We start from the raw sequence: 20,561 nt of genomic DNA, 5'->3' as shown, positions 1-20,561 counted from the left end.
GCGCCCTTTTTTATGCCTAGACAGACATGCGGGGACCGCTTTGACCTCTGACGTTTTTACGCCGTGGGACGACCCACAGGCGAAGCCTTTGATCCAGTTCAAAAATGTTACCAAGCGGTTCGGCGGTTTTACGGCCATCGACAACCTGTCGCTGGACATTTTCGAACGCGAGTTTTTTGCCCTGCTGGGACCATCCGGCTGTGGCAAGACCACGATGATGCGGATGTTGGCCGGGTTCGAAACCCCGACGGAGGGTCACATCATCCTCAGCGGGCAGGACATCGACCCGATCCCACCGAACAAGCGGGCGGTGAACATGATGTTCCAGTCCTATGCGTTGTTCCCGCATCTGAGCATCTGGGAAAACATCGCTTTTGGCCTGCGACGCGATAAAATGCCGAAACGTGATCTGGAAGACCGGGTCGAGGAGATGCTGCGTCTGACCCGGCTGGAACAATTTGCCCGCCGCAAGCCGCATCAGATATCCGGGGGGCAACGGCAACGTGTTGCGCTGGCCCGGTCGCTGGCCAAGGCGCCCAAGCTTTTGCTGCTGGATGAACCTTTGGGGGCGTTGGACAAGAAACTGCGGCAGGACACGCAGTTCGAACTGATGGATATTCAGGAAAAGACCGGCACCACCTTTGTGATTGTGACCCACGATCAGGAAGAGGCGATGACGGTCGCCAGCCGCGTCGCGGTCATGGATCAGGGGCAGTTGAAACAAGTCGCGACCCCGGATCGGATTTATGAGAATCCGAACTCGGTCTATGTGGCGGACTTCATCGGTGACGTGAACATCATCGAAGGCCGTGCGACGGCACAGGGCGATGAGACCTATCAGATCAACTGGGCCGAAGGGCAGACGCCCCTGACGGCGACCTCGGCCACTGATCTGTCCAATGGGCAGGGCTGCCATCTGGCGATCCGGCCTGAAAAGGTCACGATCTCGGCGGACCGCCCGGCGGATGCGGTCAATGCAATTCAGGGCAAAGTCCATGACATCGCCTATCTGGGCAACCTGTCCACCTATTATGTCGAGCTGGCAAACGGCACGATCATCAAGGCGCAATCGGCCAACACCCGCCGCATCTCGCGCCGCTCCTTCACATGGGAAGACCCGGTCTGGCTGTCCTGGACAGCAACGGCCGCGGTTTTGTTGGCGAACTGATGCGCCGCGCTTTTTTGATCGCGGTCCCCTATGTCTGGCTGCTGGCGCTGTTTCTGGTGCCGTTCTTCATCGTCCTGAAGATCTCGCTGTCGGACACCGCGCTTGCGATCCCGCCCTACACCCCGACATTGGACCTGTCGCAGGGTTGGTCCGGTATTACGGAATTTTTCAGCCAGCTGGATTTTGAGAATTTTGTCTGGCTGACCGAAGACGACCTTTATTGGAAAGCCTACCTGTCCAGCGTCAAGATCGCGCTGATTGCGACAATTTTTACGCTGATTTTCGGGTATCCGATTGCCTACGGCATGGCGCGCGCGCCTGAAGAATGGCGTCCGACGCTGATGATGCTGATCATCTTGCCGTTCTGGACCTCGTTCCTGATCCGGGTCTATGCGTGGATGGGTATTCTTAGCAACGAAGGGTATCTGAACCAGTTCCTGCTGTGGATCGGTGTCATTTCGACCCCGCTGACCATTCTGAACACCAACACGGCCGTCTATATCGGTATCGTTTACACCTATCTGCCATTCATGATCCTGCCGATCTATTCCGCGCTGGAGCGGATGGATGAATCCCTGATCGAAGCCGCCGAGGACTTGGGCTGCTCGCGTATTCAGGCGTTCTGGCTGGTGACCATCCCATTGTCGAGACCCGGCATCATCGCCGGCTGTTTCCTGGTGATGATTCCCGTGATCGGCGAATTCGTGATCCCATCGCTGCTGGGTGGTTCCGGCACGCTGATGATCGGTAAAGTGCTGTGGGAGGAGTTCTTCTCAAACCGTGACTGGCCGGTGGCCAGCGCCGTGGCGGTGGTGCTGTTGCTGATCCTTGTGGTGCCGATCGTGCTGTTCCAACGCAACCAGCAAAAGCAGACGGAGGCCGAACAATGAACAGGTTGAGTTGGTTCAACGCGGTGTCCCTGACGCTTGGGTTTGCGTTTCTTTACATCCCGATGGTCATTCTGATCATCTTCAGCTTTAACGACGGCAAACTGGTCACCGTCTGGTCCGGGTTTTCGACTAGATGGTACGGAGAGCTGGTTCAGAACGAGGCGTTTCTGGATGCGGCCTGGGTCACGTTGCGGGTTGCGGTGTTTTCATCGACGCTGGCAACCGTTCTGGGAACCGCTGCGGCCTATGTGATGGTGCGCGGCGGGCGGTTCTTTGGCCGGACGCTGTTTTCTGGCATGATCTACGCCCCGCTGGTGATGCCCGAGGTGATCACCGGCCTGTCCCTGCTGTTGCTGTTCATCGGCATCGGGCTGGACCGGGGCATTCTGACCATCGTTCTGGCACATACGACGTTTTCGATGTGCTTTGTCTCGGTTGTTGTCTCGTCTCGTCTGGTGACCTTTGATCGGTCGCTGGAAGAGGCCGCGCTGGATCTGGGTTGTTCCCCGGCACAGGCATTCCGGTTGGTAACGCTTCCGATCATTGCGCCTGCGGTGATTTCGGGCTGGTTGCTGGCCTTTACCCTGTCGCTGGATGATCTGGTGATTGCGTCCTTTACCTCGGGCCCATCGGCCACGACCTTGCCGATCAAGATCTTCTCGGCTGTGCGTCTGGGGGTCAGCCCCGAGATCAACGCCCTGTCCACACTGATGATTGCGGTTGTGACGGTTGGTGTGATCACGGCATCATTGGTCACGAAACGTGCGATGATGAAGCAAAAGCAGGATGAAATGGCCGCAGCGCGCGCAGAATGAGACGTCTGTTCCCAGATTACACCTATGGGCCGGGCCCCCGCACGAACTGTTGGTGGGACGAGACAATCGCCAGCCCGGACTGGCCGGTACTGCGGGGTGATCTGAACGTGGATGTCGCCGTCGTTGGCGGCGGCTTCACCGGCATGTCGGCCGCTTTGCATCTGGCCGAGGCGGGCGTGTCCGTCGCAGTGCTTGAGGCCGAGACACCCGGTTGGGGTGCCTCGGGTCGAAATGGGGGGTTCTGTTGTACCGGTGGCTCAAAGCTAAGCCAGAATGCCATGATCCGCCGGTTTGGGGACGCTGCTGCACAAAGCTATGCACAGGCCGAAGCAGAGGCCGTTCAACTGGTCGCTGGTTTGCTGAACACCCATCAGATTGATGCAGAAACGCATTCAAAGGGTGAAACGAAGCTGGCTCATAACCCGCGAGCGATGGAAAAGCTGCGCCGATCCGCCGAGGGTGCAGGCAAGCTGCATGAGGCCGCTGACCTGCCGGGTCTTGGGTTCGGTGACATGTTTTACGGCGGGTACACCGATCCGATCGGTTTTGGCCTGAATCCCCGGAAATACCTTTTCGGAATTGCAAATGTCGCGCAGGCGCACGGGGCGAAACTGTACCAGCAAAGCACGGTCGAAACCCTGCAAAAGACGCCGTCGGGATTTGACGTTCAAACCCGCTCGGGTCGGGTCAGGGCGGAGAACGTTCTGATCTGCACCAACGGATACTCCAGCGAGGACCTGCCGCCATGGCTGTCCGGGCGATATATGCCTACGCAGTCAACGGTTTTGGTAACCCGCCCCTTGTCGGAATCCGAGTTGCATGCGCAGGGCTGGACCTCGGATCAGATGTCTTATGACACTCGCAACTTGCTGCATTATTTTCGCCTGATGCCGGATCGTCGGTTTCTGTTTGGCATGCGTGGGGGGCTGCGGTCGTCTGCCGGGGCCGAGGCCGCAATTCGCCAACAAGCCCAGCGCGATTTTCGCAACATGTTTCCGGAGTGGGCAGGCGTAGAAGTAACCAATATGTGGTCCGGGATGGTATGTATGTCGCGATCGCTGACCCCCTACGCCGGACCGATCCCGGGCCAGCCGGGTATGTTTGCAGGATTTGCCTACCACGGGAACGGGGTCGCGATGGGGACTTATTGTGGACGTGGACTGGCGCGTCTGGTTCTGGGGCAGGAGGCAGGGTTGCCGGACCCGGTCACCAGGCCACCGGCGCAGTTCCCGCTTGGGCCGTGGCGCCGCGCCTTGTTACCTCCGGCTTATGCGGCGATGGCGCTTGCGGATCTTTGACCCTTACAACGCGGCAACTTCCAGCTTGAACCCAATGGCGTAATCTGGCGTGCCGTTTTCGGCGCGCCACAGACAATACGCAGCCATCCGCCATGCATACCAGCGGCGCAGCAGCCTGTACCGGGCTACGGTTTCTGTCCGACCGTAGGCTGATAGGAACAAGCTTTCTTCCGATGGTGTCAAAGGCGCGCCCCGGTAAAGGTGCTGCATGGCCGGTGAAAGGAACAGCGCCAGATCCTCGCACGGGTCGCCCCGCGCCGGGCATTGCCAGTCAATCAGGGTCAGGCCGGATGCCGCGACCAGGATGTTCCCGGCAACCGGGTCGCCGTGAATCAGGCAGGTGCGGGCGGCAGGGAGCACCGGTTCGTTCGGGCGCAAATGCTCTATCTGGCGCTGGGCATCCGCCGAGCACCCGTCCAGAATGTCCTGTCCGTGCCGTGCCAGATCCGCGCTGCCGTTGCATCCCCGGGGCACCTGAACGTCCAGATCAAGCGAATGCAGCTTGCACAAAAGCTTTGCCACCTTTGTCGGGTCTTGCTGCCAGGGCGTTCCCGGCGCGTGATCGTACAAAACCCAATGGCCGCTGTCGTGCAGGCCGGTGGCGCGCAGACGGGGTACAAAACCGGTGAAATCCAACGCTCTCAGACAGCGTGCTTCTAACCGGGCGTCATTGCGAAAAAGTGGATTGCGCAGCGTGGCGCGGTACAGTTTCAGAACCTTGCCGCCGTTTCCGTCCAGCACTTTCCAGACCTGATTGGTGCGCCCGCCATAAAGCGCCTGAAACTGCGCACCGGAATCAACAAGTCCCCGATTGCGAAGATCGTCGGCAAGGTCCAAAGGGGGGACGGTCGGGTCAGACAGCAGGATCACCAGTTCAGTCAGCGAGTCGATGGTTCCATCGGTGTGGCCTGTCGCGCCCGTCAGATCAAGCTCCGGTTCGAACTGCAGTCACCTCTGCCGCGGATACAACCTGACCATTTTCCAGGGTCAGCAGGATCGTATCATCGCTGGACTGTGCCTCTTTCACCTTGTTGTAGGCGGATGCCAGTTTCTGGGACAGCAATTTATCCCCGTCGTAACTTTCCAAGGTGGCCGAATAGCTTCCTTTAGGCAGTGGATTGCCATCGCCATCCACTCCGGCCCAGACAAATTCCGCCTCGGACTTGGGAACGGCGATTCTGTCGATGACCGTCCCGGCGTTGTCGCGGATCACCATGACGGCATTGGTTGCCGCAGGCTCTGCCTGGGCGAAAAGGGTCTTGGGCGCACCGTCAAATTGAAAAGCAGACGCAGTGCGGACATCCATTCCGACCCAGCGCGTGAGCTCTTCCAGATTGACGCTGCCCATTGACGACGACAGGCCAGACAGCAGGTTGTTGGTCCTTGTCTGCTGTTCGACCATGGAAAACTGCGCCAGCTGCGATGCGTATTGAGAGGAATCCAAGGGCTCCAGCGGGTCCTGATTCTTGGCCTGAGTCGTCAACATCAACAAAAATGTCTGAAAATCCGTCGCCAGGCCGGAGGTTTTCGGCGGTGTCGCCGCTGGGGCCTGAGCCGTATTCTGGGTCGTTGGTTGGGTTGCAGTGATCATGGTCAAAGCCTTATGTCGATGCGCCCATCGGCGCGAATTTTCGGAAGATCCGGTTCGGAATCGGTGGTATTCTCGGGCAGATGCGACGTTTGCGGTGATCCGTCTTCGGTATTGGGATGGTCCTGCTCCGCGTCGGATGAGGTGCCCAGGTCAAAGGTCAGATCCCCAAGGCCGAGGTTCTTGAACTCGGCCTCCAGCACCGAAAGATGCCGACGCATCAGATCCATCGTCTCGGGGCGTTCTGCGGCGATGGTCAGGTGAAACCCGTCATCGCGGCCGTTCAGAACAATCGAAACGCGCCCCAATTCTTCGGGGTTCAGCGCAATTTCGATCGCACCGGATTGCGGGCGCGTATTGATGGCCGATATCATCTGACCCGCTATGGCCCGGGCCGTCTCTGCCCTGGCCGTGGCCGTCATTGCATGCGTCCCAGCCGCAGTTTCACGGGTCGACGACGAACCCGCTGTGTCCCGGGTTGTCTGCAATCCTTCGATTTCCTGATCCGACGCGGTATCAGCGTCATCACTGGTCTGTTCTGTCGCCAGCAACTGCATCTGGACAAGTGTCGGTGCCTGCTCTGGACCGGTTGGCCGCTTTGGAGGGGGGGCAGATGCGGGCGGATCATGCGAAATGTCGCGACCCGACCCAAAGGATGCGGTGAGATTCGGAACATCCTTTGGCCGCGCCTCGGCTGTTGCCGGAACTGAGTTGTCGTTTTGCGGTTTCAGGGCCGTATTGGCGCGCATTCCGTCCCCCCAACGCAGCGTTTGAACCACAGTGTGACCGGCCTGCTGAACGGTGCTTTGCTGCGACGCCGGGATTTCCGCCTTCGAGGAATCCAGCTGGTCGGCTGCGGTGGCCTGCTCATCCAGCTTGACCGGGACTTGAACAAAAGAAGGGTGTTCAGTGCTTGTTCGCGCGGCTGGGGTTAAAGCAGGCTCCTCGCTGACGTTGCGCGTTTCAGGCAAAGGATGATCTTCCAGGGCAACAGCGATGTCTGCTGTTTCCACGTCTTCGGTGGTTTCTTCAACCTCGGGCTCGGCCTCAAGTTCCTGAAGGGGGGGATCTGCGACCTCTGGCCCGGCGGGCTGTTGGCCGTTCTCTTCATCCATGACCGATTGAAAGGACGCCGCTGCATTCGGGTCGCGCTGGTCCCGGGCGTTTGCGTCCGGCTTTACGGCCGCAGTTGGCGTGGACATCGCCATTGAAAGAGGGTTGGGCATTTTGCTCCGACTCCGTTTGTATGACCGGAAATCTGCCCGCAGGAAGTTACGTTTATTTTAACTGCTTTCCTCTTTGATCAAGAAAGTTCGATGCAAATTTCGGAGAAAGCGATGAAGATTACCGCGTCCCCGCCTGCGGTGCATGCACCCACAGTTACAGACAGATTGCAGGCCGCAGCGGTCGAGTTGGAGGCCGCATTTCTGGCGGAAATGCTGAAATCGGCCGGATTGGGCGAAGCGCGCCAATCCATGGGCGGCGGAGCCGGAGAGGATCAGTTCTCGTCGTTTCTTGTACAGCAACAGGCAACACAACTGGCGAAATCCGGTGGCGTTGGTCTGTCCGAAATCCTGTTCAAATCGATGATGGAGAACGCCAATGTCGACCAAACCTGAGGCCAACCTGATCAGATCGCTCGAAGAAGTACTGGACCTTGAGCGCGCCGCGCTGGTCCACGGGGATCTGGATCGTCTGCACCATATGACCCCCGAAAAAGAAAAGCTGATCGGTGCGATCAACGACCTTCAGGTCCATGACAGCGAAGATTTGATTCGGCTTCATAAAAAGGTCGAACGGAATCAGGCCCTGCTGAACAGCGCTGCTGACGGGATACGCGCAGTCGCCAGCCGCATGGCCGAGATGCGGCGCGTAAGGCAGGAATTCAGCACATATGGGGCTGACGGGCAACGCAGCGGCTTTACCGTGCGCAGCCACGCAAAACTGGAAAAACGGGCATAGCGACGGGTTTGATTCAAATCCGAAATTTCTGGCGATTGCGCCTTAGCACTCCGTTAGGGGATCGGCGGCAAGAGTGGTCCTGCACCTGGAACAACAGGTGGCGCGAACGGCCCGATGGCAAAACGCATTGATCAGAAAGACGTCAAAGCCCGCAGATAGTGCGGGGTAAGCATGGGCGCAAAGGGCCCGAACGGAAAAGGAAGAAAGCTATGTCCAGCATTCTGACAAACAATGGCGCAATGGTGGCGCTGCAAACACTGAAGTCGGTCAACAAGAACCTGGGTCAAACCCAAAACGCGATCTCGACCGGTAAGGACGTCGCGACCGCCAAGGACAATTCGGCCGTCTGGGCGATTTCCAAAGTCATGGAGTCGGACGTCAAAGGGTTCAACGCGATCAAGGACAGCCTGGCGCTGGGTGAATCGACTGTTGCGGTGGCCCGGAACGCCTCGGAAACCGTGACCGACCTTCTGACCCAGATGAAGGGCAAGATCGTCGCGGCGCAGGAAGACAACGTTGATCGGGGCAAGATCAACGACGACGTGACCGCCCTGAAAGATCAGATCGCATCGGTTGTCAGCGCGGCGCAGTTCAACGGGTTGAACCTGGTGAATGGATCAGGATCGGCCTCGATACTGGCCTCACTGGATCGCGATAACACGGGCGCGGTGACCGCGTCGTCCATTTCCGTTGCGGGTCAGGACCTGTCGACGGGTGGCTATGTCGCGGCTCAGGTCTTTGACGGATCGACCGGTTCGTCGACCGGCAATGACCGCGTGGGTGCAACCATTGACAACGGCGCGACCTCTGCCACCGCGCTGGTGACGGACGAAACCAGCGGCACTTTCGCGGCTGGGGACAAGGTGATCGTTGCGATTGACGATCAGGTTGTGTCTTACACCGTGTCCGCAGCCGATGCAGCCGCCACATCCACCGGTGACCTGGTCGCCGTGGGTCTGAAGTCCAAGATCGAAGAGCTGGGTATTACCGGTCTGACCGTTGACTACGATTCGGGTACCGCTGGCACCCTGTCTGTGGCCAATGCGACGGGCGCTGATGTTTCCTTCTCGGCTCAATACGTGAATGCGGGTGCTGGTGGTCTGGGCGCGCTAAGCGGCATTGACGTGTCCACAGGCGCGGGTGCAACCGCTGCGCTGGCCGCAGTTGAATCGCTGATCGACACGTCGATTGACGCCTCGGCTGCATTTGGGTCATCCCAAAGCCGGATCGAGACCCAGAAAGAGTTCATCTCGAACCTGGCGGACTCGTTCAAATCCGGCATCGGTTCGCTGGTTGACGCCGATATGGAAGAGACTTCGGCCCGTCTGCAGGCCCTGCAGGTGCAACAGCAGCTGGCCACCCAGTCGCTGTCCATCGCCAATCAAGCGCCGCAGTCGATCCTGTCGCTGTTCCGTTAATCTCCGGAACCTGGTCGGGGCGCGCGCAAGCGCCCCGGCCCTGACCGCCAAAAGACGGCCTATTGAAAGGATTTCAAGTGACACCGCAAACTCTTGCACAGCGTGCCTACGCGCAGACCGCCGCCCCAACCCGCACGCCGCGCGATACCGAGTACGAGGCTATTTCGAAGATCACGCATCGTCTCAAGGCCGCTGCGGCCCGGCGCACATCGGATTTCGGCGGGTTTGTTCAGGCGCTGCACGAAAACCGTCGTTTGTGGACCGTCCTTGCAACGGGTGTATCTGATGCCGACAACGCGCTGCCCAATGAATTGCGCGCGCGGATATTCTATCTGGCGGAATTCACGGAACAACACAGCAGTCAGGTTCTGGGCAACAAGGCGACCGTGGAACCTCTGCTTGAAATCAACATGGCCGTCTTGCGTGGCCTGCGGCAAATGAGTGCGACCTGATGGGGGGGCTGGTACTGAAACTGGCACCAAAAGAAAGGGTGCTGATCAACGGTGTGGTTGTCGAGAATGGAGACCGCCGTAGTCGGTTTTCGATTATGACGCCGCAAGCAAATGTTCTGCGTCTGCGCGATGCCATCCATCCCGATGAAGTAAACACGCCGGTCCGACGGGTGTGCTACGCGGCCCAGCTGGTTCTGTCCGGCGATATGGAGCCCGAACGGGCGCGGCATCAACTCTTGCGGCGGGTAGAAGAACTGAGCCAGGTCTTTACCGATGCGGATAGTCGTCGGGTGCTCTCCGAAGCCACCGAAGCCCTGTTGGACGAACAGTATTACAAATGCCTGAAGTCTCTGCGGGCCTTGCTGCCGCGCGAAGAACGGTTGATGGCCTATCAGCAATGACGTTTCAACCTGTCGTACCTTCGGACGGTATCGTCGGCTGGCGCTTTTTGCAGCGCACTTATGATGCGCAGCTGGAAAGCTATTCTTCATCAACCGTCAGGGAAAGGGAAACGCGGTATTTTCTGGAAAACATCGGCAAGGTTCAATCCGCAGAAGATCTGGTGTCGGACCGGCGCCTGTTGCAGGTGGCGCTGGGTGCCTTCGGGTTGGAGGGTGACATAAACAACCGCTATTTCATTCAGAAAATCCTCTCTGATGGCACAAGCGCTGATGATGCGTTGCCCAACCGGCTGGCGGACAAAAGGTACCGAGAGCTGTCCGAGGCGTTTGGTTTCGGGCCGGGAGAGGTGCGCAAAACGGGCCGGGTCAGCGATATGGAGGCGATTGCGCAGGACAACGTGGTGTCCCGGTTCGAGATCGCGGTGGGTGAGTCGGATGATTCCATGCGTATATCCCTGTACGCGCAACACGCCCTGAAGGATCTTGCGTCGCAGGACAGCAGCTCAGACACCAAATGGTTCGATCTGATGGGCTTGCCCCCGCTGCGCAGTATGATGGAGACGGCGCTGGGGCTTCCGTCAAGTTTCGCGCAGTTGGATATCGACAAGCAGCTTGAGGTTTTCAAGGACAGGTTGTCAGGTCTGACCGGGTCTGATGATCTGGCACAATTCACGGAAGAGGCCGCTGTTTCAAAGCTGACAGATCAGTTTCTTGCCCGCCGGCAAATCGCCCAATTGCAAAGCATAATTTCACCGGCCCAAACCGCACTGATCCTGCTGGGGGCATGATGTGGGATCGTCCGACCGGCAGGGTGGCGGTCTGGCAAATCTGTGCCAGATGGACAAACCGATATTGCGCGGGCCAACTGCAGGGAACGGCTTACGATATCGGGGCGTCAGGCGTTCAGTACTGCATCCGCGGACGTTCTAAGCGCAAAGGACGTCACGGGTCGTGAGACGTTATGCAGTTTGATATCGCCCAACGGCAGCGCATTGGCGCACGCGGGTTGAATATCGGCCGACACGACGATCCGGTGACCCACTGTTTTACCGTATTCCCCCAGACGCGCGGCAATATTCGCTGCCTGTCCGATGACGGTGAAATCCAACCGTTCGCGCGATCCGACATTGCCATAGGTGACGCGCCCATAGGCCACGCCGATAGAGCAATCGCAATGGGTATCAGACCCGGCTTGGCGCAGCGCGCCAAGCTTCTCTACGATCTCTACGGCCGAGCGTTGGGCGTTTCCGCGCGCGGCGATGGAATCTTCGCCTTCGGGAAACACCGCCAGAACAGCGTCGCCTATGAACTTCAGAACCTCGCCGCCGTTGTCATGCACGATGCCTGACACGGTCTCGAAAAAGTCGTTCAGCAGGCTGATATAGGCGGTGCGGCCCAGCTGCTCTTCCAGACTGGTGGAATTGCGCAGGTCGCAGAACATGATCGCGGCGTCGATCTCATCCCCGTCACCGCGCCGGATTTCGCCGCCCAGCACCCGCGCACCTGAACGTTTCCCCACATAGGTTTCCAACAGAACCTGCGCGTTTTCGCGCTGCATGAAGACCTCGTAGAACCGGGCAATGACCGAAGAGCATTCGAACACCAACCCAAGGTTTTCCGTAGTGAACCCGTCCGGGTGATCGCAGGTCAGGGTCAGCACGTTGGTCCGCCCGTCCGAGAATGGCAACGGCATGGCGACATAGTCGGTCGCGCCCTTGGCCCGCAGGTCTGCCATGATCGGAAAGCTGTTTTGCGGGTTGTCCGCATTCAGACGCTGGCGCACACCGCCCAGCCCGTTCGACACATGACGCAGCGGGCTGTTGATATAGGCCGGGTGGTCATGAATTTCATAAGTGGGCACATTGGTCGAAATCTCGGCCGTGCCCTTTTCCCAGATATAAATCTTGCCCGCGATCAGCGGATGCAGCGACCAGGTCAGGATGCTGAGACGCTGGATGGCGATGCCGTGTTCCAGCATCTTTTCGGCCAGGGCTTTGGTGAACGTCTCGGGCGTGCCGTTCTCGGACGCGCCGCGCATCAGCCAGTCGATCAGCGGACCACTGATATTGCCGTCATCAGGTTCCCGCAGATGGTTTTCGCCCAGATCCAACTTGGTATAGATGCCGGACATGAAACCGATGTGCCCCTGAATGGCGACGCTTTCGGGCAGAGCTTCCTCATAGGCCCAGACGGAATTTGCCAACCGCTGATCGTTCAGGACGACGTCGTGATAGGTGGCCGTGCCCTTAAAGGGGCAAAAGGTCTGCAATTCGGTTTCATCACCAAGATCGACACAAACATCTTCGCGCGGGATATAGATCGTCGGCGACAGCCGCGTTTCATACATCACCTTGGCGTCGGAACTTTCGGCCAACAGAATGTCATCGCGGTAAATCGCAACCCGGCCTTTCAGCCGCTCAACCGAAATCCCGTAGCCTTTGGTTTTTGGCGTGGCGTGGACGTTCATTATCAACCTCCCTGGCGCAGGTCCTTTCTAGGATGGTCCTTCGGACAGGATTTTCCAAGGGGGACGCCAAGATTTTCGGTATGATCCGCATGGTTTTCCACCGGATTAGACCATCTGGATCACGTCCTTTTCGATCGACAGCATATAACCCTTCTTGGCGATGTTCTTGACCAGCAATTCGCTGACCATCTGATTGCCCAAGGTGTCGCGCAGTCGTTTGATCCGCGTGGCACCTGCGGCCTCGTCGCAATCGGCGGCGTTTTTGCCTGATATCATCGCCTCGATCTGGGCACCGGACAGGACTTCGTCGTCCAACCGGGATTCGGCCAGAACGGATAAGGTCTCCATCGCTGCGGGGGTCAGTTTGAAGTCCATGTTGTTGAGGTACACGGTGTTTTCCTCGCGGCTGATCAGAAGCGAGGTCACCTGAATGCCGGTCCGTTCGATCTGTGCCATCCGTCGATTCAGCATCACCAGCATCACCAGAAACACCAGCGCCGTCACCAGCATGGCCGTAGCAAAGACCAGCAGCACGAATATCACCATGCGATAGCTTGACAGCGTGTCGGCAAAGGCGGTGCCGGACTGCGCCAGAATTTCCAACAGGCGTATTTCGGTCTGCGAGGTCAGGTCGCTTTCGACAAACAGCCGCTCGACCCGGGCGTTAAAGGCGTTGGCGTCGGGCAGGGTCCAGAACAGGAAAACCGCCGCCGTCACCAGAATCACCACGATCGCCGCGATGCCCGCGCCAACCAGTCTGACACCGGATCGGCGGGCCTCAGAAACGGAGATAGAATTGTCCGGCATTGGCCTTCCTTTTATCCAACCCTTCCGGTCCGAAGACGGACATGACGTTCAGCAGTGACCAGCCGGACGCCTTGAGGCGCTGCGCGACCTCTTGCTGGGCCTGACCTTTGTCACAGGCTGACACCTGCATCACGCCATAGTGCAGCCGCAGCGGGTTGTCCTGCTTGGCCTTGTAGTCCGCATAACATTCCGCCGCAGCAGAGGTGCCAAGCGATATCAGGGCCGCAACGGCCAGAGAAGAGAGGATCGGTTTCATAGGCCGCATCCTGCGCATGGCTTTGTCTGATATTCAATAACCCAAGGGGTTTGAAGGGTGTGATATCGGATAACAACCGGCCGTTATTGCTTGTCTGAGGGGGGCGGACCCAAGTGTGGTGCATCAAGTTTGCGGTCTGTGCCGGATCGCCCCTCAACATCCAGAAGGACACGCATCATGCACCGTAAATTCATCGCTCTTATCGTTGCCACCGCGATCACCGTCACCGGCGTTTCGGTATCCCAGGCGCGGGCGGCGGATACCAAAGACATTCTTGGGGGCCTTGCCGCCATCGCGATTATCGGCGCGGGGGTTCACTATTATAATCAGGAAAAACGCAAGAACCGGGCGACGCGCCAGCAAACGCACACCTATCAGCCTTATGTTGCCCAACCCAGCCATCCTGTGCGCCCCTTGCCGCAACAGGTTGCGCGGTATGATTTGCCGCAGAAATGCCTGCGCACCTTCAAGGGGTATTCGCATAACCGCCCGCTGCTGGGGCCGGGTTGCCTGAAAAAACACTACAGACACACCAATAGCCTGCCGCAAGAGTGCAAGGTCGGTTTCTGGAATGGCAAAAAGGTCAAGCGGGCGTATGAACCCGCGTGCCTGCGCCAGAAGGGGTACCGCGTAAGTTACCAGTAACGATTTTCGAGCAGGAGCGGTGCCGCAGAAGCGCCGCGCTGGAGAGGGTGGCGCAGGCTGCCCTCTCTTTTTTGTCTTGCGGTGCGCGGCGAAACGCGATTTCCCCGGGGGATGACGACTCCGGATTATGAAATCGAAAAGACCGCGATGGCGCAGGGGTATCTGCGGATCGCTGGTGTGGATGAAGTTGGCCGCGGGCCGCTGGCGGGGCCAGTGGTTGCGGCGGCTGTGGTTCTGGACCCAAAGGACATTCCCGACGGGCTGAACGATTCCAAGAAACTGACGGCGAAACGGCGCGCCGTGCTGGACACCGTCCTGCGCAACCGGGCCGAGATTGCGATAGCCGAGGCATCCGTGGCCGAGATCGACGAACACAACATCCTGCGCGCCTCACATCTGGCGATGGAACGTGCCGTTGCCATGCTGGACCCGCCACCGGATTACCTGCTGATCGACGGCAATATGATTCCGCGCGGTCTGACGATCCCAGCGCAGGCCGTGGTCAAAGGTGATGCGCATTCTGTGTCGATTGCGGCGGCTTCAATCATCGCCAAAAACTGGCGCGATCAACTGATGGTGGATTTGGCGCAACAGCATCCCGGTTACGGATGGGAGACAAACGCAGGCTATCCGTCGAAACAACACAAAGAAGCACTGCAAAATCTTGGCGTGACCCCACATCATAGGCGTTCCTTCAAGCCCGTACACAATATCTTGTATCAAGGGTAAATAGTAACTTACTGATTCAAAAAAGAAATTGACGGCGAATCGTCTTTGACTCATCCTTGTCTCAACCAAATGAGCGCAAAAGCGCCGTGGATACTTGAGGCAGTAAAATGACAACAATCACTAAAAAGGGCGCAAAAGCGCTCCCTTTAAACACGATTCTATCCGGGGACTGCATCGATGTGATGAACAGTCTGCCCGAGGCGTCGGTTGACCTGATTTTCGCTGATCCGCCCTATAATCTGCAGCTAAAGGGCCAGTTGCATCGCCCCGACAACAGTCAGGTGGATGCGGTTGATGACCACTGGGATCAGTTTTCCAGCTTTGGCGTCTATGACCAGTTCACGCGCGACTGGCTGAAGGCGGCGCACCGTCTGCTGAAACCCAATGGCGCGATATGGGTGATCGGCTCGTACCACAATATTTTCCGTGTGGGCACGGCCCTGCAGGACGCGGGATACTGGATTCTGAACGATGTGGTGTGGCGTAAATCGAACCCGATGCCGAATTTCCGTGGCAAACGCTTTACCAACGCACATGAGACGATGATCTGGGCATCCAAAAGCGAAGGTGGGAAATACACCTTCAACTATGAGGCGTTGAAGGCGCTGAACGAAGGCGTGCAGATGCGCAGCGACTGGGTGCTGCCGATCTGTACCGGGCACGAACGCCTCAAGGATGAAAACGGCGACAAGGCGCATCCGACGCAAAAGCCGGAATCGCTGCTACACCGGGTTCTGGTCGGCTCGACCAATCCGGGCGATGTGGTGCTGGACCCATTCTTTGGCACCGGCACGACCGGCGCTGTTGCCAAGATGCTGGGCCGCGAGTTCATCGGCATCGAGCGTGAGGAGAGCTATCGCAAGGTGGCCGAGAAACGCATTGCCAAGGTCCGCAAATTCGACCGCGAGGCGCTGGAGGTCAGCGCCAGCAAGCGCGCCGAACCGCGCGTGCCCTTTGGCCAGCTGGTCGAGCGCGGCATGCTGCGTCCGGGTGAGGAACTGTATTCCATGAACCAGCGCCACAAAGCCAAGGTGCGGGCAGATGGGACGCTGGTGGGCGACAACGTCAAAGGCTCGATCCATCAGGTGGGGGCGCATCTGGAAAACGCGCCGTCCTGCAATGGCTGGACCTACTGGTGCTTTAAGCGCGACGGCAAGACTGTGCCGATCGACATTCTGCGTCAGCAGATTCGGGCCGAGATGCACAACTGATTTCAAGAACACCGCCGGTGCCTGTGGCCTGACACAAGGCACTACGCCTTGCCCCGCCGTTCTCGGCGGGGTCTTTTGTTTTCTTCCCCCGGTAGTTCCGATATGAGCCTTCCTTACAAGTAGTGTCCCGAAGGAGGCTCAGCAATGTCAGAAACCACATCCAGCGCGCCCCGCTTGGGACGGTTTTTTGCAGCGCCTCCCAAGGCTTACGATCTGGATAACAAGTACACCGAAGCCGCGCTGGAGCGGCACAAACGCGAAGGACTGGAACTTGCCGTTCGCGCGCGGTGGATCGCAATGGGTCTGACCGCCATATTGCTGATCTTCCTGAACCCCTATTGGAACGTTCTGTGGTACCACTTCATTTTGTTGCTGATCTGCGCAAATGGCTGGCTGATCAGGCGGGCGGGCCGCGTCGAGCGGTCGCGCACTGAGCTGTTTCTGATTTTTCTGGACCTGCTGATCATGACGCTGGGGATGGTCATCCCCAACCCGTTCAGCGACGAGGTCCGGCCGCTGGCCATGCAGTTCAGGTTCGACAATTTCCAGTATTTCTTCATCATTCTGGCCGCCGGGACATTGGCTTATTCCTGGCGGACAGTTGTGGCGATCGGGATTTGGACCGCCGTGATGTGGACGGTCGGTTGGATCATAGCCTGGTTCGTTTCAACGCCGTTCCCAGGTATTAGCGCAAGCTTGGCAGAGGCTCTGGCGGGTTACCCGGATGTTGCGAGGATGTTGGATCCAAACAGTTTTGGCGCGCAGCAACGCATTCAGCAGGTGATCGTTTTCATGATGGTCGCGGTTACCTTGGGTATCTCGATGCGCCGCCTTGACTGGCTATTGATGACGAATGCGGGGCTTGAACGGGAACGCGCCAACCTGTCGCGGTATTTTTCGCCCAATGTGGTGGATGAGTTGAGCCAGAATGACGAGCCGCTCAAGCAGGTCCGCAAGGAAAGCGTTGCCGTTCTGTTCATTGATATCGTCGGGTTCACCAAATACGCAGCCGGTCGTGACCCTTACGAAGTGATTGAGGTGCTGCGCGGATTTCATGCCCGGATGGAGGCCGAGGTGTTTCGGCATCATGGTACATTGGACAAATACCTTGGGGATGGGTTGATGGCCACGTTTGGTACACCGGTGCCGACCACCACGGACGCCAGCAACGCAGTGGCTTGCGCGCGCGCAATGGTTGCCGTGATCACGCGGTGGAACCTCGAACGCCGCCGGGCCGGAGAGCCTGAGATCCACGTGGGAATCGGTGTTCACTATGGGTCGGTTGTGCTGGGGGATATCGGGGCCAACCGGTTGGAATTCGCTGTTATCGGCGATGCGGTCAATGTGGCGGCCAAGCTGGAGGCGCTGACCCGGGACCTGACCGTCAGTGTTATTCTGAGCGACGCAGTGCGGATGCAGTTGGCGGAAGAAAGTGCTGATACCGCTGAACTGATTGCGGGCTTTGAAAAGCGCCAACAACAGGCAGTGCGCGGTGTCGAGGCGCCGATGGATATCTGGGTGCATTAGGGCCGGGTGCTCCCGCCGATCAGCCTTGCATCAAAGATGCAAGCCGGACCGTTGGGCCGGGCAGCGCGCTGATGCGCGCTGCGGTCAGGACAAGGGGCGCGGGTTTTGTGATTTGTTGTAGGGTGTCCAGTCGGAGACTTCGGGGTAGTGTTGGCGACGCCATGCGCGGACGCGGGGATTCATCACGCGACGCCACAGCGGCGGGATCATGGCGGCGACAGTCATCACTGGATAGCCAAAGGGCAGTTGTGGCGCGGCGTCTTCAGAATGGTGTTGCAGCAGCGGAAAGCGCCTGTTGGGCTTGTGGTGATGGTCCGAGTGGCGTTGCAGGTTGATCAGCAGCCAGTTCGACGCTTTGTGCGAGGCATTCCATGAATGGCGCGGCTGAACGTGTTCGTATTTGCCGCCGCCCAGATGTTTGCGGGTCAGGCCGTAATGTTCCACATAGTTTACAAGTTCAAGCTGCCAGATGGCGACGCCCGCCTGCAGCAGGAACAGGGCGAGGCCGGACCAGCCCCCGATCATGAAAGCCAGTGCCAGCATGGCGACCTGAAGCGCCCAATAGCGCCAGAATGGGTTGCTCGGGTCGTTCCAGGGGCGATCCTTGCGCGCCAGCTTGTCGCGTTCGGCGCGTAAGGCCGAGGCCAGACATTGCACCAGGACGCGCGGATAGAACCGGTGAAACCCTTCGTTGTAGCGCGCGGTGACGGGATCGCGCGGCGTGCCGACGTAACGGTGGTGCACCAGCAGGTGTTCGGACCGGAAGTGCGAATACAGCACCATGGCTAGCAGGATATCACCCAGCCATCGTTCTTGCCGCCCCTTCTGGTGCATCAGCTCATGGCTGTAGTTGATGCCGATTGTGCCCGAAATCACTCCCATGCCGAAGAACAGTCCGATTTTGGCCAGCACGGACAAGTGGTCGGTATGTGTCGCGTACCAGATCAGCCCGAAAAGGGTCAGGAATTGCACCGGAACCCAGGCCCTTGTCAGCAGGATGTGCCAGCGCAGCACGGAATCGGGCGTGTCGGGGTCGGCATTGTCCAGCTCTAGCCCGGTCAGGCGGTCCAGTACGGCAAAGATCCACCAGGTCGACATCGGAACAAGCAACACCCACCAGCTGCCCGCAACCGCAGTGGCCCAGATCAGCGGGATCAGCAGGAACGAGACCCAGAAAGGCAGGGCCGATTGCCAGCGGGACAGGGTTTCAGCTGCGATCATTCATAGGCTCCGATCTACTGCGCCAAGATTAGCCCTGATTGGGCAGGCCACACAATGGGTTACCGGGTACGCCAGAGGTCGTGCGCCTTGCGCATGACGGTCGGCAGATCACCCGGGCGGAAGGCGTGTTTTTCCATCACGATCAGGCCGCCGGGTGCCGTGTTGTTCGGCAAACGGGCGGTCCAGATGCGCAGGATCAGGTGGAAATGGGTAAAGGTATGGCGCACCTCACCGGGCAGGGTTTGCCAGTCGGCGGGAAATGGCGGCGCTTCGGTGGGCGTTGCGGACCAGTCCGAGCCGGGCCAGCCCAGCATACCGCCCAGCAGCCCCTTGTCGGGGCGGCGCTCCAGCAGCAGGGCTCCGTCGGTGCTTTGGGCGATATAGACATGTCCGTATCGGGTGGGTTTGGGTTTCTTCGGTGTTTTGCGCGGCAGGTCGGACTGGGTTCCGGCGGCGCGGGCCTGGCAGGGGTCGCGGACCGGGCAAATACCGCAAGCCGGGGATTTCGGCGTGCAGATCGTGGCACCCAGATCCATGACAGCTTGTGCGTAATCTCCGGGGCGTGCGTCCGGCGTCAACGCGGCGGCTTTGGCTTTCAGAACCGGTTTCGAACCCGGAAGCGGGTCGTGGATGTCATAAAACCGCGCCATGACCCGTTCGACATTGCCGTCCAGCACTGTTTCTGGGCGGTCGAAGGCAATGGCCGAGATTGCGGCGGCGGTATAAGGGCCGATGCCGGGCAATTGCAGCAGGGCGTCATAGGTGTCTGGGAAGACCCCACCATGTTCACCGGCCACCACCCGCGCGCATTTAAGCAGGTTGCGGGCGCGGGCGTAATAGCCCAGTCCGGCCCATTCCCCCATGACCTGATCGTCAGGTGCCGCCGCCAGCGCCTGAACCGTTGGCCAACGAGCGGTAAAACGCAGGAAATAGTCACGCACGGCGGCGACGGTGGTCTGTTGCAACATCACTTCGGACAGCCAGACCTGATAGGGATCGGGCAGGATGCCAGCGGCCCGGTCTGCCGGACCCACGCGCCAGGGCATCGCGCGGGCGTGGCGATCATACCAGCCCAGCAAGGCGTTGCTGGGGGTGTCTTGATTGGTGTCACGCAAGTTTTATTTATCTCCCTGTCGGGTTTCGCTGGCGCCCGTCCGTATGCCCTTTACAATAGCGGCGCAGGAGTTGGAAACCAGATGCAGCGCAGACGTTCGTCGACCCGCGGGTTCAAACGCACCGCGACATTGCTGAACGGCCAGATCAGGCGCGCCGGTGAAAGCCGGGGCTTTGCCGTATCGCGTCTGCTGACTCATTGGTCCGAGATCGTGGGTCAGGACATGGCCGCCATCGCGCGGCCGGTCAAGGTGGGCTACGGCAAGGGTGGGATCGGTGCAACGCTGACAGTGCTGACAACCGGCCCGCAGGCCCCGATGCTTGAAATGCAAAAGGAACAGCTGCGCGGCAAGGTGAATGCGGCCTATGGCTATAACGCCATCAGCCGGATACGCATCACCCAGACCGCTCCGACCGGATTTGCCGAGGGGCAGGCCAGTTTCGACCACAAGCCGAAAGCGGTGAAACCCAGCATCGACCCGGAAATCGCGGCCGAGGCAGGCCGGACCGCACGGGACGTTCACGATGGTGACCTGCGCGCGGCCCTTGAACGCCTGGGCCGCAACGTTTTATCCAAGCAAAATCGCTGAGAA

The 20,561-nt window shown here is 59.1% G+C and carries 23 protein-coding genes; 15 read left to right on the top strand and 8 right to left on the bottom strand.

Going from position 1 to position 20,561, the window contains the following annotated elements:
* The first annotated feature begins 40 nt into the window (after positions 1 to 40).
* Genes JT51_RS16710 through JT51_RS16695 form a run of 4 tightly spaced genes read left to right on the top strand, consistent with a single transcriptional unit; the run spans position 41 to position 4,171 of the window.
* Positions 41 to 1,168 (top strand): ABC transporter ATP-binding protein, encoded by a 1,128-nt coding sequence (locus JT51_RS16710; protein WP_037315266.1) that lies wholly within the window; start codon positions 41 to 43, stop codon positions 1,166 to 1,168.
* Positions 1,168 to 2,058 carry an ABC transporter permease subunit gene (locus tag JT51_RS16705; protein ID WP_037315480.1) on the top strand — a complete coding sequence of 297 codons (891 nt, stop codon included), beginning with the start codon at positions 1,168 to 1,170 and terminating at the stop codon, positions 2,056 to 2,058. Before JT51_RS16710 ends, JT51_RS16705 begins: the two co-directional genes overlap by 1 nt.
* Positions 2,055 to 2,873, top strand: coding sequence for an ABC transporter permease (locus tag JT51_RS16700; protein WP_037315264.1), 819 nt, complete (start codon positions 2,055 to 2,057; stop codon positions 2,871 to 2,873). The genes JT51_RS16705 and JT51_RS16700 overlap by 4 nt, the downstream gene beginning before the upstream one ends.
* Complete coding sequence (locus tag JT51_RS16695; protein WP_037315261.1) at positions 2,870 to 4,171, top strand: NAD(P)/FAD-dependent oxidoreductase; 1,302 nt, start codon at positions 2,870 to 2,872, stop codon at positions 4,169 to 4,171. The genes JT51_RS16700 and JT51_RS16695 overlap by 4 nt, the downstream gene beginning before the upstream one ends.
* 3 nt (positions 4,172 to 4,174) lie before the next feature.
* On the opposite strand, the gene JT51_RS16690 is transcribed toward JT51_RS16695, so the two are convergent.
* From JT51_RS16690 to JT51_RS16680, 3 genes are read right to left on the bottom strand one after another with little or no spacing between them, the layout of a single operon-like run.
* Entirely contained in the window at positions 4,175 to 5,041 is an 867-nt protein-coding gene (locus JT51_RS16690) for an aminoglycoside phosphotransferase family protein (protein WP_235216198.1), read from the bottom strand.
* A 55-nt stretch (positions 5,042 to 5,096) separates the two neighbouring features.
* Positions 5,097 to 5,762 (bottom strand): flagellar hook capping FlgD N-terminal domain-containing protein, encoded by a 666-nt coding sequence (locus JT51_RS16685; protein WP_037315258.1) that lies wholly within the window; start codon positions 5,760 to 5,762, stop codon positions 5,097 to 5,099.
* Positions 5,763 to 5,764: 2 nt separating this feature from the next.
* Positions 5,765 to 6,985, bottom strand: a complete 1,221-nt coding sequence (locus JT51_RS16680) for a flagellar hook-length control protein FliK (protein WP_081894721.1) — start codon at positions 6,983 to 6,985, stop codon at positions 5,765 to 5,767.
* A gap of 111 nt (positions 6,986 to 7,096) precedes the next feature.
* Between JT51_RS16680 and JT51_RS16675 the strand changes: the two genes are divergently transcribed.
* From JT51_RS16675 to JT51_RS16650, 6 genes are all read left to right on the top strand, one after another.
* The gene (locus JT51_RS16675; protein WP_037315474.1) at positions 7,097 to 7,378 is read left to right on the top strand and encodes a rod-binding protein; all 282 of its coding nucleotides are present in this window, start codon (positions 7,097 to 7,099) and stop codon (positions 7,376 to 7,378) included.
* On the top strand, positions 7,362 to 7,721 hold the full coding sequence (locus JT51_RS16670; RefSeq protein WP_037315252.1) for a flagellar biosynthesis protein FlgN: 360 nt from the start codon (positions 7,362 to 7,364) through the stop codon (positions 7,719 to 7,721). Before JT51_RS16675 ends, JT51_RS16670 begins: the two co-directional genes overlap by 17 nt.
* Positions 7,722 to 7,930: 209 nt before the next feature.
* Positions 7,931 to 9,139: a flagellin gene (locus tag JT51_RS16665; RefSeq protein WP_037315249.1), complete on the top strand. Its 1,209-nt coding sequence runs from the start codon at positions 7,931 to 7,933 to the stop codon at positions 9,137 to 9,139.
* A 77-nt stretch (positions 9,140 to 9,216) separates the two neighbouring features.
* On the top strand, positions 9,217 to 9,591 hold the full coding sequence (flaF, locus tag JT51_RS16660) for a flagellar biosynthesis regulator FlaF (RefSeq protein ID WP_037315247.1): 375 nt from the start codon (positions 9,217 to 9,219) through the stop codon (positions 9,589 to 9,591).
* Positions 9,591 to 9,992: a flagellar biosynthesis repressor FlbT gene (flbT, locus tag JT51_RS16655; RefSeq protein WP_037315244.1), complete on the top strand. Its 402-nt coding sequence runs from the start codon at positions 9,591 to 9,593 to the stop codon at positions 9,990 to 9,992. Before flaF ends, flbT begins: the two co-directional genes overlap by 1 nt.
* Entirely contained in the window at positions 9,989 to 10,780 is a 792-nt protein-coding gene (locus tag JT51_RS16650) for a DUF1217 domain-containing protein (protein ID WP_037315242.1), read from the top strand. Before flbT ends, JT51_RS16650 begins: the two co-directional genes overlap by 4 nt.
* 107 nt (positions 10,781 to 10,887) lie before the next feature.
* Here the strand turns inward: JT51_RS16650 and JT51_RS16645 are convergent, their stop codons facing one another.
* The 3 genes from JT51_RS16645 to JT51_RS16635 all read right to left on the bottom strand — a co-directional run bounded on the left by JT51_RS16645 (position 10,888) and on the right by JT51_RS16635 (position 13,522).
* Complete coding sequence (locus tag JT51_RS16645; RefSeq protein ID WP_051927614.1) at positions 10,888 to 12,459, bottom strand: DUF427 domain-containing protein; 1,572 nt, start codon at positions 12,457 to 12,459, stop codon at positions 10,888 to 10,890.
* A gap of 105 nt (positions 12,460 to 12,564) precedes the next feature.
* Positions 12,565 to 13,266 (bottom strand): winged helix-turn-helix domain-containing protein, encoded by a 702-nt coding sequence (locus tag JT51_RS16640; protein ID WP_037315238.1) that lies wholly within the window; start codon positions 13,264 to 13,266, stop codon positions 12,565 to 12,567.
* Positions 13,238 to 13,522, bottom strand: coding sequence for a hypothetical protein (locus JT51_RS16635; RefSeq protein ID WP_051927613.1), 285 nt, complete (start codon positions 13,520 to 13,522; stop codon positions 13,238 to 13,240). Before JT51_RS16635 ends, JT51_RS16640 begins: the two co-directional genes overlap by 29 nt.
* A gap of 177 nt (positions 13,523 to 13,699) precedes the next feature.
* Between JT51_RS16635 and JT51_RS16630 the strand changes: the two genes are divergently transcribed.
* The 4 genes from JT51_RS16630 (at position 13,700) to JT51_RS16615 (ending at position 17,634) form a co-directional block, all read left to right on the top strand.
* Positions 13,700 to 14,167, top strand: a complete 468-nt coding sequence (locus JT51_RS16630; RefSeq protein ID WP_051927612.1) for a hypothetical protein — start codon at positions 13,700 to 13,702, stop codon at positions 14,165 to 14,167.
* Positions 14,168 to 14,278: 111 nt separating this feature from the next.
* The gene (locus JT51_RS16625; RefSeq protein WP_037315233.1) at positions 14,279 to 14,896 is read left to right on the top strand and encodes a ribonuclease HII; all 618 of its coding nucleotides are present in this window, start codon (positions 14,279 to 14,281) and stop codon (positions 14,894 to 14,896) included.
* A 107-nt stretch (positions 14,897 to 15,003) separates the two neighbouring features.
* The gene (locus tag JT51_RS16620; protein ID WP_037315230.1) at positions 15,004 to 16,107 is read left to right on the top strand and encodes a site-specific DNA-methyltransferase; all 1,104 of its coding nucleotides are present in this window, start codon (positions 15,004 to 15,006) and stop codon (positions 16,105 to 16,107) included.
* A 144-nt stretch (positions 16,108 to 16,251) separates the two neighbouring features.
* On the top strand, positions 16,252 to 17,634 hold the full coding sequence (locus JT51_RS16615; protein WP_037315226.1) for an adenylate/guanylate cyclase domain-containing protein: 1,383 nt from the start codon (positions 16,252 to 16,254) through the stop codon (positions 17,632 to 17,634).
* Positions 17,635 to 17,718: 84 nt separating this feature from the next.
* On the opposite strand, the gene JT51_RS16610 is transcribed toward JT51_RS16615, so the two are convergent.
* Entirely contained in the window at positions 17,719 to 18,855 is a 1,137-nt protein-coding gene (locus JT51_RS16610) for an alkane 1-monooxygenase (protein WP_037315222.1), read from the bottom strand.
* 59 nt (positions 18,856 to 18,914) lie between these two features.
* A complete protein-coding gene (mutY, locus tag JT51_RS16605; RefSeq protein WP_037315219.1) occupies positions 18,915 to 19,970 on the bottom strand; it encodes an A/G-specific adenine glycosylase in 1,056 nt (351 codons plus the stop codon).
* A gap of 81 nt (positions 19,971 to 20,051) precedes the next feature.
* Here mutY and JT51_RS16600 point away from each other — a divergent pair, with 81 nt between their 5' ends.
* A complete protein-coding gene (locus JT51_RS16600; RefSeq protein WP_037315215.1) occupies positions 20,052 to 20,558 on the top strand; it encodes a DUF721 domain-containing protein in 507 nt (168 codons plus the stop codon).
* Positions 20,559 to 20,561 lie beyond the last annotated feature (3 nt).

Origin of the sequence: Ruegeria halocynthiae (assembly GCF_000743705.1) — a bacterium.
GTDB lineage: Bacteria > Pseudomonadota > Alphaproteobacteria > Rhodobacterales > Rhodobacteraceae > Ruegeria > Ruegeria halocynthiae_B.
Note: the sequence above shows the minus strand (reverse complement) of the source record. Positions and strands in the feature narration are given on the sequence as shown.

Bases quoted from the DNA above. Each gene is read 5' to 3' on its own strand.
- JT51_RS16650 (WP_037315242.1), top strand. From the start codon at position 9,989: ATGACGTTTCAACCTGTCGTACCTTCGGACGGTATCGTCGGCTGGCGC.
- JT51_RS16705 (WP_037315480.1), top strand. From the start codon at position 1,168: ATGCGCCGCGCTTTTTTGATCGCGGTCCCCTATGTCTGGCTGCTGGCG.
- JT51_RS16600 (WP_037315215.1), top strand. From the start codon at position 20,052: ATGCAGCGCAGACGTTCGTCGACCCGCGGGTTCAAACGCACCGCGACA.
- JT51_RS16665 (WP_037315249.1), top strand. From the start codon at position 7,931: ATGTCCAGCATTCTGACAAACAATGGCGCAATGGTGGCGCTGCAAACA.
- JT51_RS16695 (WP_037315261.1), top strand. From the start codon at position 2,870: ATGAGACGTCTGTTCCCAGATTACACCTATGGGCCGGGCCCCCGCACG.
- JT51_RS16610 (WP_037315222.1), bottom strand. From the start codon at position 18,855: ATGATCGCAGCTGAAACCCTGTCCCGCTGGCAATCGGCCCTGCCTTTC.
- JT51_RS16635 (WP_051927613.1), bottom strand. From the start codon at position 13,522: ATGAAACCGATCCTCTCTTCTCTGGCCGTTGCGGCCCTGATATCGCTT.
- flbT (WP_037315244.1), top strand. From the start codon at position 9,591: ATGGGGGGGCTGGTACTGAAACTGGCACCAAAAGAAAGGGTGCTGATC.
- JT51_RS16645 (WP_051927614.1), bottom strand. From the start codon at position 12,459: ATGAACGTCCACGCCACGCCAAAAACCAAAGGCTACGGGATTTCGGTT.
- JT51_RS16675 (WP_037315474.1), top strand. From the start codon at position 7,097: ATGAAGATTACCGCGTCCCCGCCTGCGGTGCATGCACCCACAGTTACA.
- JT51_RS16625 (WP_037315233.1), top strand. From the start codon at position 14,279: ATGACGACTCCGGATTATGAAATCGAAAAGACCGCGATGGCGCAGGGG.
- JT51_RS16670 (WP_037315252.1), top strand. From the start codon at position 7,362: ATGTCGACCAAACCTGAGGCCAACCTGATCAGATCGCTCGAAGAAGTA.
- JT51_RS16620 (WP_037315230.1), top strand. From the start codon at position 15,004: ATGACAACAATCACTAAAAAGGGCGCAAAAGCGCTCCCTTTAAACACG.
- JT51_RS16685 (WP_037315258.1), bottom strand. From the start codon at position 5,762: ATGATCACTGCAACCCAACCAACGACCCAGAATACGGCTCAGGCCCCA.
- JT51_RS16615 (WP_037315226.1), top strand. From the start codon at position 16,252: ATGTCAGAAACCACATCCAGCGCGCCCCGCTTGGGACGGTTTTTTGCA.
- JT51_RS16640 (WP_037315238.1), bottom strand. From the start codon at position 13,266: ATGCCGGACAATTCTATCTCCGTTTCTGAGGCCCGCCGATCCGGTGTC.
- JT51_RS16680 (WP_081894721.1), bottom strand. From the start codon at position 6,985: ATGCCCAACCCTCTTTCAATGGCGATGTCCACGCCAACTGCGGCCGTA.
- JT51_RS16700 (WP_037315264.1), top strand. From the start codon at position 2,055: ATGAACAGGTTGAGTTGGTTCAACGCGGTGTCCCTGACGCTTGGGTTT.
- JT51_RS16630 (WP_051927612.1), top strand. From the start codon at position 13,700: ATGCACCGTAAATTCATCGCTCTTATCGTTGCCACCGCGATCACCGTC.